This is a genomic window from Apilactobacillus micheneri, assembly GCF_002993975.1.
Classification (GTDB): domain Bacteria; phylum Bacillota; class Bacilli; order Lactobacillales; family Lactobacillaceae; genus Apilactobacillus; species Apilactobacillus micheneri.
The window spans coordinates 112,192-128,300 of sequence record NZ_POSO01000003.1; the positions used below are offsets into that span (position 1 = coordinate 112,192).

Below are 16,109 nucleotides of genomic sequence, written 5' to 3' on the forward strand. Positions count from 1 at the left end.
GGGTAATCGCTTTTTATTGTTTTTAATAATATGGAGGAAGTTTAAATGATAGCAGAGTTCGATGAATTATTAGAAAAAAATTTTGGAATAAAATTCCATGATGAATCTTTATTAGATGAAGCTTTTACTCAAGCTTCATACGTTAATGAACATCCAGGCAAAAATTTAAAATTTTATGAAAGAATTGAATTTTTGGGTGACGCGGTTTATGAATTAGTAGTATCAGATTATATTTTTAAAAGATATCCTAAATTACCACAGGGGAGATTAACAAGACTGAGAGCAGCTATGGTTAATGAACATAGTTTTAGTAGTTTTGCTAGAGAATGTCATTTTGATAAATACATTCGCTTAGGTAAAGGTGAAGAAAAGGCACACGCTAGAGAAAGAGATTCTCTATTATGTGATATTTTTGAATCATTTATTGGTGCTGTTTACTTAGATCAAGGGATGGATCCAGTAGTTAAGTTTTGTCATCAAGTAATTTTCCCTAAATTAGATGAGGGATGGTTTGATGAATTTTTTGATCACAAAACTGAATTACAAGAATTGGCTCAACAAAATGGACCTGTTGAAATTGAATATCACTTATTAGATGAAAATGGTCCAGACAACGATCGTAGATTTAAAGTTTCAGTTACTATTGATGACAAAGAAGAAGGCGTTGGGGAAGGTCATTCTAAGAAAAACGCTGAACAAGGTGCTGCTAAAAAGGCCTTAAAACAATACTTAGAATAATCTAAAATTTAGAATGGGGAATTAAATTTGAAGTTAAAATCATTAGAAATTATTGGCTTTAAATCTTTTGCTAATAAGACAAAAATTAATTTTAATAATGGTTTAACCGAAATAGTCGGTCCAAATGGTAGTGGTAAAAGTAATGTTATTGAAGCTATTAGATGGGTCTTAGGTGAACAGTCCGCTAAAACGCTTCGTGGCACTAAAATGCCAGATATCATTTTTTCTGGTTCTAGTACACACAAAGCAGTAAATCGTGCTGAAGTAAAATTGACTCTTGATAATACAGACCAATATATTAATAGCCCTTATTCTGAAATAATAATTGCTAGAAAGCTTTTTAGAAGTGGTGAAAGCCAGTATTCTATTAATAATCAAGAATGTAGATTAAAAGATATTAATAATTTATTTATGGATACTGGAATGGGACTTGGATCATTTTCTATCATTTCACAGGGTAATATTGAAAAAATATTTAATAGTAAACCTGAAGAAAGACGTTCTATTATTGAAACTGCTGCTGGTGTTTTTAAATATAAACATCAAAAACATGATGCTAATTTAAAACTTAGTCAAACGAAAGAAAATTTAGATCGTGTTGAAGATATTATCTATGAATTAAAGGATAGAAATGATTCTTTAAAAGAGCAGAGTATCAATGCTAAAAAATATTTAAAAAATAAAGATGCATTAGAAAAACTTGATATACAAAGATTGGTTCTTGAATTAAAAGATTTATTAGATGAAGATAATACCAATGCAATTAATTTAGATAACATTAAATCCAGTAAAAATAGCCTAAATGATAAAATAAATAATGTATCTAGTGAAATTGGTATTTATAAAAAAAATTTGGAAAATAAACTAAATATCAAGGAAAAATTACAAGATCAGTTATTGGTTAATTCTCAAAAATTAGAAAAAGTTTCTGGAGAACAAAATTTATCAAAACAGGATTTAAATTTTAAAAAGAAAAATTTAGACGAAAAACAGGAATATTTAAATTCTTTAAAACAAGAAAAATCTGATTTAAATGATAGGCAAGTTCAATATAATTTAAAAATTGAAGATTTATCTAAATATGCTCAAAAAATTGCAGAAGATATAAATAATAGTAATTTAAATGATATTAATAAAGAGATTGATGATAAGAATAAAGCTCAAGAAAATTTAAAATCTGATTATTTAAATATAATGCAGCAAATATCAGATCTTAATAATAAGAAAAGATATTTAGAGAAATCTAGGAAGCAAAACGATGCTCAAAATATTAATCAAAAGCGCCGACTCAATGATGCTAAGTCAAATTTAAATAAAATTAAGGACAAAATAGACAAAGATAATTCAAATATAAATGCATTAAAAGATCAATATTCCAATTTGAAGAATGAATATGATAATAATAAGAATGAACTAAATTTAATCGATAATAAATTAAAGCAAATTAAATCGAATTGGTATAAACGCTTAGAAAGATATCAAAATTTAAAAATTCAATTTAATAGTTTAAAAAGCTTACAGGATAATCATTCAAACTTTTATCGTGGATCTCAAAGTATCCTTAATGCAAAAAATAAACTGGGTGGAATATATGGAGCAGTTTCTGATTATTTAATTGTTGATAAAGATAAGTCTTTAGCTATTGAAACTGCTTTAGGTGGCCAATTACAACAAATTATTGTTAAAAATACTTATGATGCAAAATCTGCTGTAAATTACCTTAATAAAAATCATCTGGGGAGAGCAACATTTTTACCAATAGATAGTTTATCTAAAAGATTTATTAATTCAAATAAGTTAGAGCTATGTAAAAATAATCCTGGATTTATAGGTGTTGGGTCTGATTTAGTATCTATTGATGATAATTTACGTATTATTAAAGAACATTTATTAGGAAATGTTATCATTGCACAAGATTTAAATTCTGCAACCGATATAAGTAATTCCATTCATCATACTAATCGTGTTATTACGTTAAATGGAGAGATTATTAATGCTGGTGGTTCAATAACTGGTGGAAAGAATAAACAACATTATGATGGAATATTATCTCAAAAGAATAAGTTAGTTAGCTTGAAAGAAAAATTTTCTGCTGCTAAAAATAACTTACAAATTATCGAACAGAGTATTCCAGGACAAGAAAAAGCACAAAACAAAATCAAAAATGAATTAGATACATTGGAAGATAAAATTCATAGTTTATCTAATGAAATTATTAATTATAAAAATAATAATTCTTTTAATGAAAAGCTATTAAAGGAAAAAAGTAGAGAAATTGAGTCTATTGAATTATTAACATCTAATAATGAAAATGATGATTATGATGCACAACAATTAGAAAGTAAAAATTTAAAGGCCAACTTAGATAAGAAGTTATTAATTAATCAAAGATCATCTAATGATATTAAAGAAAGACTTAGTACTTTGTCTTCTTTAAAAAATGACTTAAATGATAAAGTTAATAACCATAAATCTAATTTAGCTGTTTATAAAGAAAAGATTAATAATTATCGTGATAAAAAGGCTGATAATATTGAAAAATTAGATCAAATTAATGATAGTATTAATGAAACAAAAGATTTAATAATTAATTTACAAAATGAAATTAACATTGGTATGAGTGAAAAAGATAATTCACATGAAATAAGTAATCTAAAATTATCAATTTCCTCAAATAAAGAAGAATTGTCTCAATGTGATGCTGACATTGATATTATTCAATCAAAAATTAATGATTACGATAAAAAATTGGATGCTTATAGAAATTCCTATATTGATGTAAATAGCCGATATAATAAATTATCAAATAATCATGTGCAATTGAGTGAGAAAATTAATAAGCTCAAGAATAAACTTGTGGATAAATATAAAATGAATTCTAATAAGATTAAACAATTAAAAATATCATTTTCTTATCAGGACATTATAAATAATATTGGAATACTTAATAGAAAAATTAGTGATCTGGGTCATGTTAATATATCTTCGATTGAAGAATATAAAGATGTTTCTGAACGCTATAAATTTTTAGTTAAACAATCAGATGATTTAAAAAATTCAAGCAAACAGTTAACAGAAACTATGAATAAAATAGACGATACTGTTAAAGCTAAATTTAAAGATACTTTTGATAAAGTTGCTAATCAATTTAAAAGTGTTTATACTGAAATATTCGGCGGTGGAAAAGCAAAATTAATTCTAACTAATCCAGAAGATTTGTTAACTACTGGAATTGAAATTATGGCACAGCCACCTGGTAAAAAGTATCGTCATATGTCTCTACTTTCTGGTGGTGAGAAGGCTTTAACTGCTATTTCTTTACTATTTGCGGTTCTAAAGGTTAAACCGGTTCCATTTTGTATATTAGATGAAGCTGAATCAGCCTTGGATGCAGAAAATGTTGATAGATATGCTAATTATATGAGTAAGTTAGATTTAATTACTCAGTTTATTATTATTACTCATCGTAAAGAGACAATGATGTATGCTGATACATTATATGGTGTTACAATGCAAAACTCTGGTGTCTCAGAAGTTGTATCAGCTAATTTAAATAAATTTACTTCAATGGAGGATTAGAATTATGGGTTTATTTGACATATTTAAGCGTAGATCTAAAAAAGATAAAGAAAAACAACGCGAACAACAAGAACAAAAGGAGAAACAAGAAAATAAAACACAAGAATCTTCTTTGAATAATAATCAAGAATCAAATAATGACAATGAAGGCAAAAGTGATCTAAATACAAATGAAAATTCATCTGAAAATAATGTAAAAAATGAAAATTCAAAACAAAATGGTGATTCTCATCTTGATACTTCTAAAATTAATAATTCTGCTAACGGTGATACAGACTATTTAGAAAATGATGATAAAAAAACTGCTGAAACAGTTGACAAGCCTGCAAATAAAAGTCATTCTGAAGAACAAGAACAAGAACAAGAACAAGAACAAGAACAAGAACAAGAACAAGAACAAGAACAAGAACAAGAACAAGAACAAGAACAAGAACAAGAACAAGAACAAGAATCTAATAAATTTGAAAAGGGACTTTCAAAGTCTAGATCTACCTTTGGTGAAAAGTTAAATCGCTTGTTTGCTAATTTTAGATCAGTAGATGAAGATTTCTTTGACGACTTAGAAGATACTTTAATTGAATCCGATGTTGGATTTGATATGGCTGTTAATTTAACTGATCAATTAAGAGAAGAAGTTAAATTACAAAACGCCAAAAATAGAGAAGATGTTCAAAATGTTATCATTCAAAAGATGATTGATATTTATGATCAAGCTGGTAATGATGAATCAACTAAAATTAATATGGCTGAAAATGGTCCTACTGTTATTTTATTTGTTGGAGTTAACGGTGTTGGTAAAACTACTACCATTGGGAAAATGGCAGATAAGTATAAGAAAGATGGTAAAAAAGTCTTACTAGCTGCAGCCGATACTTTTAGAGCAGGTGCAATTGAACAATTAGATGAATGGGCTAAAAGAGATCAAGTTGATATTGTTAAAAAGCCTGAAAAGAGTGATCCGTCTGCAGTTGTATATGAAGCAGTTCATAAAGCAAAAGAAGAAGATTATGATGTCTTATTTGTTGATACAGCAGGTCGTCTACAAAATAAAGTTAATTTAATGAATGAATTATCTAAAATGAAGAAAGTATTAACTAGAGAAATTCCTGAAGCACCACACGAAGTTTTATTAGTTTTAGATGCAACTACTGGGCAAAATGCTTTAAATCAAGCTAAATTATTTAAAGAAACAACTGATGTTACCGGAATTATTTTAACTAAATTAGATGGTACTGCTAAGGGTGGTATTGTTTTAGCAATTAGGAATGAACTGCATCTACCAGTAAAATATGTTGGCTTAGGTGAAAAAGTAAGTGACTTAAGCAAATTTGATGCAAATGATTATGTATATGGATTGTTTAAGGGATTAATAAAATAATTGATTTAGGAGGTATTTCGATTGGAAATTGAAAAGAATTACCGAATAAATTCTTTATTTGAATTTTATCGTCCTTTACTTACAGATAAACAAACTAATTATGTACAACTTTATTATGCTGATGACTATTCTTTAGGAGAAATATCTGAAGAATTTAATGTGAGCCGACAAGCAGTTTATGATAACATTAAAAGGACAGAAGTAATTTTAGAAAATTATGAACAACAATTGCATTTGTATAAAGATTTTATGACTAGAAATGATGAAGCGGATGCAATTAAAAATTATGTGGTTGCTAATTATCCCAAAGATACTAAACTAAGACAGTTAGTTGATAGATTAGAACACACAGAAGAAAAGTAAAATTGAGAGTGGTGGAATTAAATGGCATTTGAAGGACTAACCGAAAGATTACAAAAAGCAATGCGTAATCTTCGTGGAAAAGGTAAAGTTTCAGAATCTGATTTAAGAAAAACAATGCGAGAAATTCGTCTTGCTTTATTAGAAGCCGATGTTAACTTCTCAGTTGTTAGAAAATTTGTAAAAACCGTTCAAGAACGTGCCAAAGGTGCTGATGTGCTTGAAGGTTTAAATCCTGCTCAACAAATTGTAAAAATTGTTGACGAAGAATTAACTAAAACTATGGGGGAAGAAGCAACTCCATTAAATAAATCTGAAAAGATACCGACTGTTATTATGATGGCTGGTTTACAAGGTGCTGGTAAGACTACTACTGCTGGTAAATTATCTTTAAAATTAAAAAATGAAAAAGATGCTCGCCCATTATTAATTGCTGCCGATATCTATCGTCCAGCTGCGATTGATCAGTTGGAACAAGTTGGTAAAGAGATTGATGTTCCTGTATTTCAAAAAGGAACAGATGTGGATCCTATTGAAATAGTAAAACAGGGAATGCAAGTAGCTAAAGAAAACCATAATGATTATGTATTAATTGATACTGCCGGTCGTTTACAAATTGACGAAAAATTAATGGATGAGTTAAAAAATATTAAGGAACTAACACATCCAGATGAAATTCTATTAGTTGTTGATGCAATGACAGGTCAAAACGCCGTTAATACTGCTGAAGGCTTTAATGATGCTTTAGATATTACCGGAGTTGTATTAACTAAATTAGATGGTGATACTCGTGGTGGTGCTGCTCTATCTATTAGAGAAGTTACCCAAAAGCCTATTAAATTTATTGGTCAAGGTGAAAAAATGGATGCGTTAGATGTCTTCCATCCAGATAGAATGGCTTCTCGTATTCTTGGAATGGGAGATATTCTTTCATTAATTGAAAAGACTCAAAAGGATTATGATGAAAAAGAAGCTCAAAAGCTTACTGAAAAAATGCAAAACAATACTTTTGGTTTTGAAGATTTCCTAGATCAATTAAATCAAATCCAAAAAATGGGACCTTTGGAAGATATAATGAAAATGATTCCAGGGATGGCTAATAATCCTGCATTAAAAAATATTAATATGGACCCTAAGGATTTAGAACATATTAAAGCCATTATTTATTCTATGACTAAAGAAGAAAAGGATAATCCTGATTTATTAAATCCTTCTAGAAGACGCCGTATTGCTAGAGGATGTGGTCGTCCTATTCAAGAAGTTAATCGAATGATTAAACAATTTAATCAAATGAAGACTATGATGAATAAGATGTCTAAAGGTAATATGTCTGGAATGGAGAACATGCTCGGTAACATGGGTGGTAATGGTGCTTCTGGTATGCCTGGTATGGGTGGATCTGGATTATCTGGTAAATTATCACAAATGGCAATGAAACGTATGAGCAGAAAAATGAGTAAGAAAATGAACAAAAATAAAAAACGTCGTAATAAAAAACGTCATTAAAAAAATAGACATAGTTACTGATATTTCAGTAGTTATGTCTATTTTAATAGGGAGGTAATTTTATGGCATTGGGTTATCAAGATACTTTATCTGCCGTTAATATAATATTAAATAGTAACAATGTACCTAGTATTGTTGGTGAAGCTGGTGTTGGTAAATCAGCATTGGTAGAAGATTTAGCTAATAGAAATAATGCAAAATTATTCACTACAGTAGTTAGTCTATCTGAAAAAGGTGATTTAAGTATTCCAGTACCACCCTTAACAGATAAATCGTTTATTAATACTAAAGGTTATGGTACTTTAGCTGATGTTCAATATGGATATTCTCATACATTAATTGAGATTATAAAATATGCTGAACAAAATCCCCATACTAATATTTATTGGTTTTTAGATGAATTTAATCGTGGTTCCAATGGTGTTCAAAGTGAATTAATGAATTTGGTTCTACAAAGACAAATTAATTCATTAAAATTACCTAAACAAGTTAAGATCATTATTGCTGAAAATCCTGATTCCACAATGAATGGATTTGAAGATAGTGAATATAGTGTTTTTTCTAGTGATTCAGCTATCAAAGATCGTACTACCAGGATTGTAATGGATGTTAATGTTTCTGACTGGCTATTGTGGGCTAAAAGTAAAAATAACCAAGCACAGCAAAACATCAATTCAGCTGTAATAAAATATATTGAGAATAATCAAAATATGTTAATTATAAATAACAGTGATAATGATATAAATCCAACGCCGAGAGCTTGGAAACGTGTATCTGATATTATGGAAATTCCTGAATATGAAAATGTTAGTTATGATATTAAATTTGATTTAATTGCTGGAAATGTTGGTAGTGAGGTTGCTTCTAATTTTTTGTATTTTATAAAAAATTATTTTAATTCACTATCTATTGACCAAATGTTTAATGATGATTTTCCTAAAGTTTTAAAAAGATTTGAACAATTAGATGAGTTTAAAAAGAATAAGCTATTAGAACAAATGATTAATAAAGTCGTAGAATGGGAACCTAGAATTGCTAAAAGAGTTGATTCATTGTTGGATGAATTAAGTCCAGATGGTCGATATGGAATTGCAATTTATGTTGCTAATAACACAGAAGTATTGCAATCAATATATGCCAAAATCAATGATGTATCTAATAATGATATAAAAGCTCTTTATACTCATTTTCAAAATATTATTTTATCGATATATAGGTGATATTATATGAATATAAATAATCTTATATCAGCTATTAATAAAACTAGTTCAGATAATCAAGATTTGTTAATTAGAAAGGCTATTAGTCAAAATATAATTTACGGATTGTCTCATGGAGAATTATATGGATATTTACTAATTAACTTAGATCGTGTTTGTGATTATAATATAAATTCTACATTTGCTTTGAAATGGGAAAAAGATAATTTGTTATTGACATATAATCCTAAGCAATTTGTAAATAATATAAAATCTAATAATGATTTGACAGCTAATTTAGAACATTTATCTATGCATATCATATGGTTACATCCAATTAGATATAATAATCCTAATAAAGTTGAGAGCATTGCTGCTGACATATCAGTTAATCAATATGTCAAATTTTTACCTAAGAATGCCTTTACTATTGAAAAACTATCTTATTTTTATAATATAAAACTTCCTAAATTTAAGGATTCAAATGAATATGTAAATTTATTAAAGCAATTTATTTCAAATAGTAAAGCACGCAAAAATATTAGTAATAGTGATATGCAATTGATGGATGATCATAAGCATTTTAAAAAAATGAATGTCAGTGATGGTGCCAAATATTCTAAAATAAGAAATCTTATCAAACATACAGTAAGTAAGATGGGAAATAAAAATAGAGGTAAATTACCTAACGCAGTTAATGAACAATTAGATAAAATAAACAATAAGCAAATTAATTGGCGTAAATATATTCAAAAGGGTGTTAGTAAAATTCCTTTTGGTGAAAGTATGTCCATTAAAAGATTTAATAGAAGACAGTCATACCGAATGGAGCTTCCAGGCAAAATATCTAGCAATTTAAAATCAATTATTATTTTTATTGATAATTCCGGATCTATTAGTAATAATTATTTAAATTTAGCAATAAGCCAAATATCAGATATTTTTAGATTATATCCAATAGATATAATTATTTATCCATTTGATGCTAAAATCCATGAACAGAATGCGTATAGAGTAAAATCTTCACAAAAAATACGATATGACAGAGTATCGAATGGTGGTACTAGTTATCAATCTATCTTTGATTTTATCCACATTAAACATTTAGAAAATAATTTTTGTATTATATTTACTGATGGATTGGGTGAGAAAAACGTTAATAATTATGGATTTAATAATGTCTTATGGGTGTTAGAAGATAGTTCTAACAATTTATCCATTAATAAAAGAATTGGTAATGTTATAAGGATTACAAATATTAATTAAGAGAATGGTGATTTACTATGAATGATATTTTAGAACCTGATATTTTAATAACTGCTGTTAATAATAATATAGATGTTAAAAATGCATTTGCTGTTTTAAGAGATAAAATTAGCGATGAATATGATGATAATCCACTTTATGCTAATAAAGTTTCTTCTAATGCGATTGTTATTGCCAAAAAGATAATTAATGCCAATTTATGTGAAACCAAAATAGATTTTTATAATTATAAATCAGTGCATAATTTTATAGTGAAAAATGATTTATATCTAAAAAGTGATGCTAAAAACGAATTATTAAATAATTTTAAATAAAATTAATGGTGTAAAGAAAAAAACCTTTACAAGCATCTAAATAACTGTTATATTTAATATCGTTAAAAGAAAAGCAGGAGGTGTTTATTAATGTCTGTTAAAATTCGTTTGAAGAGAATGGGATCAAAGAGACGTCCTTTCTACCGTGTTGTTGTTGCTGATTCACGCAGCCCTCGTGATGGTCGTTTCATCCAAAAGGTTGGTACTTACAACCCAGTTACCCAACCAAGCACTGTTGACCTACAAGAAGATGATATCTTCGAATGGTTAAATAAGGGTGCTCAACCATCAGATACTGTTCGTAACTTATTATCTGATGCTGGTCTTATGAAAAAATATCACGAAGCTAAATATGCTAAGAAATAAGTGATAAGTAATTATGACTAATTTCGATAAGCTTATTAAAAAAATTGTAAAACCACTGGTGGAATATCCAGAGGATGTTGCTATTACACATAGTGAATCGGATCGTTTTTACGAATATCATTTATTCACTAATACTAATGATATTGGTAGAATAATTGGTAAAAAGGGACATGTAGCACAAATAATCAGAACGATTGTTTATAGTGCGCGTATTTCTAGCAAAAAGCGTGTTCGTTTAATTATTGAAGATGGCAAAAATAAAAACTCTTAAATGAAACCTTTGTGTTTTGTTTAAGAGTTTTTTATTATACAAAATGAGGTATATATATGAACTATTATAATATTGGTAAAATTGTTAATACTCAGGGAATTAAAGGTGAAGTTAGGGTAACTTCCATTACCGATTTTCCTAAAAAACGTTTTAAAGTTGGCAATGTAGTTTATGCATTTCTTAATAATGGAGATAAAGAAAAGCTTATTATCGATAGTGCTAGAAAACATAAAAACTTTATTTTACTTCATTTTGAAGGTAAACCTACAATTAATGATGTTGAATACTTAAAACCTTCTTCTTTAAAAATATCTGAAGATCAACAAGATGCTAAAGATTTAAAACCTGGCGAATACTTTTACCATCAGATTATGGGTTTAGATGTTATTGATATTAATGATGAATATATAGGTAAAATTAAAGATATCATGTCACTTGGACCTAATGATGTATGGGTGGTTGAACGTAAGGATAAGGAAGATTTACTTTTGCCAAAAATTGATCAAGTAATTAAAAAGGTTGATCTTGAAAATTCTAATATAATCGTTGAAGTTCCTGGAGGGCTAGATGATGAAAATTGATATTTTGAGTCTCTTCCCAGATATGTTTAGTGGCCCAATGGGTGAATCAATTATTGGTAAGGCAAAAGAAAATGATTTATTGGATATTAATGTAACCGATTTTAGGAAATTTACTACTGATAAACATAATCATGTAGATGATTATCCATTTGGTGGTGGCGCAGGGATGCTATTACAAGCTCAGCCTATTTTTGATGCACTGGCTTACACTCAAAATCAAGCAAAAGAGCAAAATATTCCTAAAGGGAAAATTATTTTAATGGATCCCGCTGGTAAAAAATTTGATCAAAAAGCTGCCGAAAATTTATCTAAAGAAGAACATTTAACTTTTATTTGTGGTCATTATGAAGGATATGATGAAAGAATTAAGTCTTTAATAACTGATGAATATTCATTAGGTGATTTTGTTTTAACAGGTGGAGAATTACCAGCGATGGTTATGATTGATTCAACAGTTAGGCTGTTACCTGAGGTACTAGGCAACCAAGAATCAGCTCCAGGGGATTCTTTTTCTACTGGTTTGTTAGAATATCCTCAATATACTAGACCTGCTGAATTTAGAGGAATGAAAGTGCCAGAAGTGCTAACCAGCGGAAATCATCAAAAAATTGCTCTATGGAAACAAAAAGAAGCATTAAGGAAAACTTATTTAAGAAGACCAGATTTAATTGATCATAACAAATTGACAGCTACTCAGAAAAAATTATTAGCTGATGTTAGGATTGAAGAAGAAAAATAGCTTTACAATATTTTATTGTTGTGCTAATATTCTATTTGGCTATTGTATTAGTCAAAATAAAACGGTATTCCGCTGTCGTAATAATTGGCATGAGTGCTAGTTGGAAGGATGTTATTATTTATGCGTCAAAACGAATTAATTTCAAAAATTAACAAGGAACAACTTAAGAGTGATGTTCCAGAATTTAGAGCTGGAGACAACGTAAAAGTTTCAGTTAAAGTTGTTGAAGGTACTAATGAACGTATCCAAGTATTCGAAGGTGTTGTTATCAAACGTCACGGAACAGGTATTCAAGCTACATACACTGTTCGTAAGATTACTTCAGGTGTTGGTGTTGAACGTATTTTCCCATTACATTCACCACGTGTTGCTAATTTAGAAGTTACACGTCGCGGTGCTGTACGTCGTTCTAAGCTATACTACCTACGTGATCGTCATGGTAAATCAGCTCGTATTAAAGAAGCACGTCGTCGTTAATATTAATTTTCGACTAATAAAAGCCTACAATCAATCGATTGTAGGCTTTTTTCTATAGATTTAAGTCTTGTTTATAATTCAATTTTGAGAAGTCAGTAGACATTGATATTAATTGGTATGCCAGTTTTTGATATTCTTTAAGGACATTTCTGGCATTGCTATTACACATTTTGGTTAAATACTTGGATAAATCTTCTTGATTATTATATTCGCTATCTATTTTTAATATAAATTGTCTCATGTTGATGTTTAGTTTTTCTTGAGTATTCTTTAAAAGGTCATTTAATTGTAAGTAATGTGGATCTACTAGTACTCCAACAAGTTTAAATATCCAATATGCTGACTTAGGATTGTATTCTAGTTTTCCTTTTTTATATTCACTTAAAGTGTCATTAATTCCAGCAAAAAATGGAACAAAAACACTTTGTGCAGCAACACCCATTGCAAGCCAATGAATCCCTGCTATTTCAGGAGGCATTTTAGGCCTTATTTGCAATACGTGAGCTTCTTGAGTTTTGGCTAGACTAACAGGACGATATTTAGTTTTATCTTCTTTAGATCCATTACCAATAGGGTCATAAGGAGTACCTTGATAATGTGATGATAAAAATGATTTAGCATCATCAATTGATAATAATCTTGATGCTTTTCTTATAAATGGTAAATCATGACTTTCTGGACGCTGTTTAAGTTCTGGATTAAACATTTTTTGTCCATACCATACTCTAGGATTATTATAATAAACATCTGTTAAATTATGTGTTCCAAATATATGTCTAAAATTAAATTTTCCATTTATATCTGGATTTAACTTGTTCTTTTTTACAAATTCTTGGATCCCGGTTGACCACATAAAATTATCTTTATCGTTAAAATTAATTTGTCTGATAGATATTTGATTAGATACAACTGCATAACAATCATTAGGAATTTTCATTGCTACCCAATGATGTCCAGATCCAGTTTCTAAATACCATACTTCCTCGTTGTCAGAAAATAAAATTCCATTAGATTCACAAGTACCATATTTACTAATAATATTTCCTAAACGCTTTACACCTTGTCTGGCAGATTTAATGTATGGTAAAACAACTGTTACCATTGCTTCTTCGCCAATACCATCTTTTACTAATGGATCATATCCCAGTACATGATTATTAGCATATGCACTTTCTGTAGCACTCATTGCAACCCCATACTCGTTAATACCATCTTCTTCAAATTTGCCATACTTATCTGTCCACTCAGGGGTAGCAGTGTATTTATATTGAATTTTAGGTAATTTAATCTGAAATTTATTATCATTAGATTTAAATTGTTGATATTTTTGAAACTCTGTATGTTGATGAACAACAAAGTGCTTAGGCCAAGTAGCTTTACAATCTTCATTTCTACCAATGATAGTAGATCCATCAATTGAAGCATTTTTACCAATTAATATACTAGTACAAGCAGAATAATTTGGATACTGTGACAAATAATCGCTTCCTTTCAAATGATTACTAACATTGTATCATTAATTATTGAGTATATTATAAAATTGAACTGGGTATATTTTTCAAGTATAATTTAATTATTATTAAAAATTAGGAGCGATAAATATGCCAATCGTACATATTGATTTAATTGAAGGAAGAAATGAAGAACAAATTAAAGGATTAGTATCAGACGTTACAAAAGCAATTGTAAAAAACACAGGAGCACCTGCTGAACATGTACATATTGTTTTAAATGAAATGCAAAAGAATAGATATAGTGTTGGCGGAAATCTAAAAAGTGATGAAAAGTAAATTAATGGAGTAATATTATGAATGACAAACAATATTTAATGGCAATAGATGAGGGAACCACTAGTGCTCGTGCCATCTTGTTTAATCATGAAGGTAATATTGTAAATAAGTCACAAAAAGAATTTAAACAATATTTTCCTAAATCAGGATGGGTAGAACATGATCCTAATGAAATATGGAGTGCTGTACAATCTGTTATTTCTGAAACACTTATTAAATCAGAAATTCCACCTTACAAGATTCGTGGCATTGGAATTACTAATCAACGTGAAACTACCGTTGTATGGAACAGAATTACAGGAGAGCCTATTTATAATGCAATCGTTTGGCAATCCAAGCAAACTAGTAATATTGCTGATAAATTAAAAGATGGTGGATATTCAGACATGATTCATCAAAAAACAGGTTTAGTGATAGACTCGTATTTTTCTGCTACTAAAATAAAATGGATTTTAGACAATGTTAAAGATGCCAGAAAACTAGCCAATCAAGGTGACTTACTTTTTGGAACAATTGATACTTGGTTATTGTGGAAACTAACAGGTGGGCATGTACATGCGACTGATTATTCTAATGCTAGTCGAACGATGTTATTTAATATTAATTCTTTAAAATGGGATAAAGAGATATTAGATTTATTGGACATTCCTGAACAAATGTTGCCTAAAGTTAAGTCTTCTTCAGAAATTTATGGTTATACATCTGGTTATAATTTCCTTGGAGTACAAGTTCCAATAGCCGGAATAGCAGGAGATCAACAAGCAGCATTATTTGGTCAATTGGCTTTAGAACCTGGTAACATTAAAAATACTTATGGAACTGGTGCATTCATTGTGATGAATACTGGTAATAAGCCAACTTTGTCTAATTGTGGTTTGTTAACTACAATTGCTTATGGTTTAGATGGTAAGATTAATTATGCTCTAGAGGGTAGTATTTTTGTTGCAGGTTCAGCAATTCAATGGTTGAGGGATGGTATGCGAATCATTAAAAATGCTAGTGAAACTGAAAGAATGGCTAAAAACACTAATAATGATCATGATATTTACGTAGTTCCTGCTTTTACTGGATTAGGTGCTCCATATTGGGATCAAGATAGTAGAGGTTCTGTTTTTGGATTGACTAGGGGGACAACAAGAGAAGAATTTGTTAAAGCAACTTTAGATTCTTTGGCTTACCAAACTAAAGATGTTGTTGATACCATGTCTAAAGAAACTGGCTTATCTTTAAATAAACTTAAGGTAGACGGTGGAGCAGCACAGAATGATTATCTTATGCAATTTCAATCAGATATTTTAAATGTTGACATTGAAAGATCTAGTATTGCTGAAACTACTGCTTTAGGAGTAACTTATTTAACTGGATTAGCAGTTGGTTATTGGTCTAATATTGATGAAATAAAAGAAAATCATAAATCATCAGATGATTTTAAGCCTCAACTTACTGATGATAAGATTAATAATTATTATGAGGGATGGCAAGCAGCTGTTAAAGCCACTCAAACATTTAGAAAAATTAAAAATAGATAATAACAAAGCTTTCATA

The 16,109-nt window shown here is 29.0% G+C and carries 16 protein-coding genes; 15 read left to right on the forward strand and 1 reads right to left on the reverse strand.

The window, feature by feature from the left end; translation table 11 throughout:
• Positions 1-45 precede the first annotated feature (45 nt).
• From rnc to rplS, 13 genes are all read left to right on the forward strand, one after another.
• Entirely contained in the window at positions 46-738 is a 693-nt protein-coding gene (rnc, locus tag C7N41_RS04660; protein WP_105964562.1) for a ribonuclease III, read from the forward strand.
• Between the two features lie 27 nt (positions 739-765).
• Positions 766-4,317 carry a chromosome segregation protein SMC gene (gene smc / locus C7N41_RS04665; protein WP_105964563.1) on the forward strand — a complete coding sequence of 1,184 codons (3,552 nt, stop codon included), beginning with the start codon at positions 766-768 and terminating at the stop codon, positions 4,315-4,317.
• 4 nt (positions 4,318-4,321) lie between these two features.
• Complete coding sequence (gene ftsY, locus C7N41_RS04670) at positions 4,322-5,695, forward strand: signal recognition particle-docking protein FtsY (RefSeq protein WP_105964564.1); 1,374 nt, start codon at positions 4,322-4,324, stop codon at positions 5,693-5,695.
• A gap of 21 nt (positions 5,696-5,716) precedes the next feature.
• Positions 5,717-6,058 (forward strand): putative DNA-binding protein, encoded by a 342-nt coding sequence (locus C7N41_RS04675; protein ID WP_105964565.1) that lies wholly within the window; start codon positions 5,717-5,719, stop codon positions 6,056-6,058.
• A 21-nt stretch (positions 6,059-6,079) separates the two neighbouring features.
• Positions 6,080-7,561 (forward strand): signal recognition particle protein, encoded by a 1,482-nt coding sequence (ffh, locus tag C7N41_RS04680; RefSeq protein WP_105964566.1) that lies wholly within the window; start codon positions 6,080-6,082, stop codon positions 7,559-7,561.
• A 62-nt stretch (positions 7,562-7,623) separates the two neighbouring features.
• On the forward strand, positions 7,624-8,781 hold the full coding sequence (locus tag C7N41_RS04685; RefSeq protein WP_105964567.1) for an ATP-binding protein: 1,158 nt from the start codon (positions 7,624-7,626) through the stop codon (positions 8,779-8,781).
• 6 nt (positions 8,782-8,787) lie between these two features.
• Positions 8,788-10,026 (forward strand): VWA-like domain-containing protein, encoded by a 1,239-nt coding sequence (locus tag C7N41_RS04690; RefSeq protein ID WP_105964568.1) that lies wholly within the window; start codon positions 8,788-8,790, stop codon positions 10,024-10,026.
• Positions 10,027-10,043: 17 nt separating this feature from the next.
• Positions 10,044-10,340 carry a hypothetical protein gene (locus C7N41_RS04695; protein ID WP_105964569.1) on the forward strand — a complete coding sequence of 99 codons (297 nt, stop codon included), beginning with the start codon at positions 10,044-10,046 and terminating at the stop codon, positions 10,338-10,340.
• 90 nt (positions 10,341-10,430) lie between these two features.
• Complete coding sequence (gene rpsP, locus C7N41_RS04700; protein WP_105964570.1) at positions 10,431-10,706, forward strand: 30S ribosomal protein S16; 276 nt, start codon at positions 10,431-10,433, stop codon at positions 10,704-10,706.
• A gap of 13 nt (positions 10,707-10,719) precedes the next feature.
• A complete protein-coding gene (locus C7N41_RS04705) occupies positions 10,720-10,977 on the forward strand; it encodes a KH domain-containing protein (protein WP_105964571.1) in 258 nt (85 codons plus the stop codon).
• Between the two features lie 56 nt (positions 10,978-11,033).
• Entirely contained in the window at positions 11,034-11,558 is a 525-nt protein-coding gene (gene rimM, locus C7N41_RS04710) for a ribosome maturation factor RimM (protein ID WP_105964572.1), read from the forward strand.
• Positions 11,548-12,297 (forward strand): tRNA (guanosine(37)-N1)-methyltransferase TrmD, encoded by a 750-nt coding sequence (gene trmD / locus C7N41_RS04715; protein ID WP_105964573.1) that lies wholly within the window; start codon positions 11,548-11,550, stop codon positions 12,295-12,297. Before rimM ends, trmD begins: the two co-directional genes overlap by 11 nt.
• 120 nt (positions 12,298-12,417) lie before the next feature.
• On the forward strand, positions 12,418-12,774 hold the full coding sequence (gene rplS, locus C7N41_RS04720; RefSeq protein WP_105964574.1) for a 50S ribosomal protein L19: 357 nt from the start codon (positions 12,418-12,420) through the stop codon (positions 12,772-12,774).
• Between the two features lie 52 nt (positions 12,775-12,826).
• Here rplS and C7N41_RS04725 read toward each other — a convergent pair whose 3' ends face one another.
• Positions 12,827-14,251, reverse strand: a complete 1,425-nt coding sequence (locus C7N41_RS04725; protein WP_105964575.1) for a C69 family dipeptidase — start codon at positions 14,249-14,251, stop codon at positions 12,827-12,829.
• A 124-nt stretch (positions 14,252-14,375) separates the two neighbouring features.
• On the opposite strand from C7N41_RS04725, the gene C7N41_RS04730 reads away from it, so the two are divergent.
• Together C7N41_RS04730 and glpK are read left to right on the forward strand one after the other, a co-directional pair.
• Positions 14,376-14,564 carry a 2-hydroxymuconate tautomerase gene (locus C7N41_RS04730; protein WP_105956004.1) on the forward strand — a complete coding sequence of 63 codons (189 nt, stop codon included), beginning with the start codon at positions 14,376-14,378 and terminating at the stop codon, positions 14,562-14,564.
• A gap of 17 nt (positions 14,565-14,581) precedes the next feature.
• Positions 14,582-16,093, forward strand: coding sequence for a glycerol kinase GlpK (gene glpK / locus C7N41_RS04735; RefSeq protein WP_105964576.1), 1,512 nt, complete (start codon positions 14,582-14,584; stop codon positions 16,091-16,093).
• Positions 16,094-16,109 lie beyond the last annotated feature (16 nt).

Bases quoted from the DNA above. Each gene is read 5' to 3' on its own strand.
- glpK (WP_105964576.1), top strand. From the start codon at position 14,582: ATGAATGACAAACAATATTTAATGGCAATAGATGAGGGAACCACTAGT.
- rnc (WP_105964562.1), top strand. From the start codon at position 46: ATGATAGCAGAGTTCGATGAATTATTAGAAAAAAATTTTGGAATAAAA.
- rimM (WP_105964572.1), top strand. From the start codon at position 11,034: ATGAACTATTATAATATTGGTAAAATTGTTAATACTCAGGGAATTAAA.
- C7N41_RS04705 (WP_105964571.1), top strand. From the start codon at position 10,720: ATGACTAATTTCGATAAGCTTATTAAAAAAATTGTAAAACCACTGGTG.
- C7N41_RS04695 (WP_105964569.1), top strand. From the start codon at position 10,044: ATGAATGATATTTTAGAACCTGATATTTTAATAACTGCTGTTAATAAT.
- C7N41_RS04690 (WP_105964568.1), top strand. From the start codon at position 8,788: ATGAATATAAATAATCTTATATCAGCTATTAATAAAACTAGTTCAGAT.
- rplS (WP_105964574.1), top strand. From the start codon at position 12,418: ATGCGTCAAAACGAATTAATTTCAAAAATTAACAAGGAACAACTTAAG.
- ftsY (WP_105964564.1), top strand. From the start codon at position 4,322: ATGGGTTTATTTGACATATTTAAGCGTAGATCTAAAAAAGATAAAGAA.
- rpsP (WP_105964570.1), top strand. From the start codon at position 10,431: ATGTCTGTTAAAATTCGTTTGAAGAGAATGGGATCAAAGAGACGTCCT.
- C7N41_RS04730 (WP_105956004.1), top strand. From the start codon at position 14,376: ATGCCAATCGTACATATTGATTTAATTGAAGGAAGAAATGAAGAACAA.
- C7N41_RS04685 (WP_105964567.1), top strand. From the start codon at position 7,624: ATGGCATTGGGTTATCAAGATACTTTATCTGCCGTTAATATAATATTA.
- trmD (WP_105964573.1), top strand. From the start codon at position 11,548: ATGAAAATTGATATTTTGAGTCTCTTCCCAGATATGTTTAGTGGCCCA.
- ffh (WP_105964566.1), top strand. From the start codon at position 6,080: ATGGCATTTGAAGGACTAACCGAAAGATTACAAAAAGCAATGCGTAAT.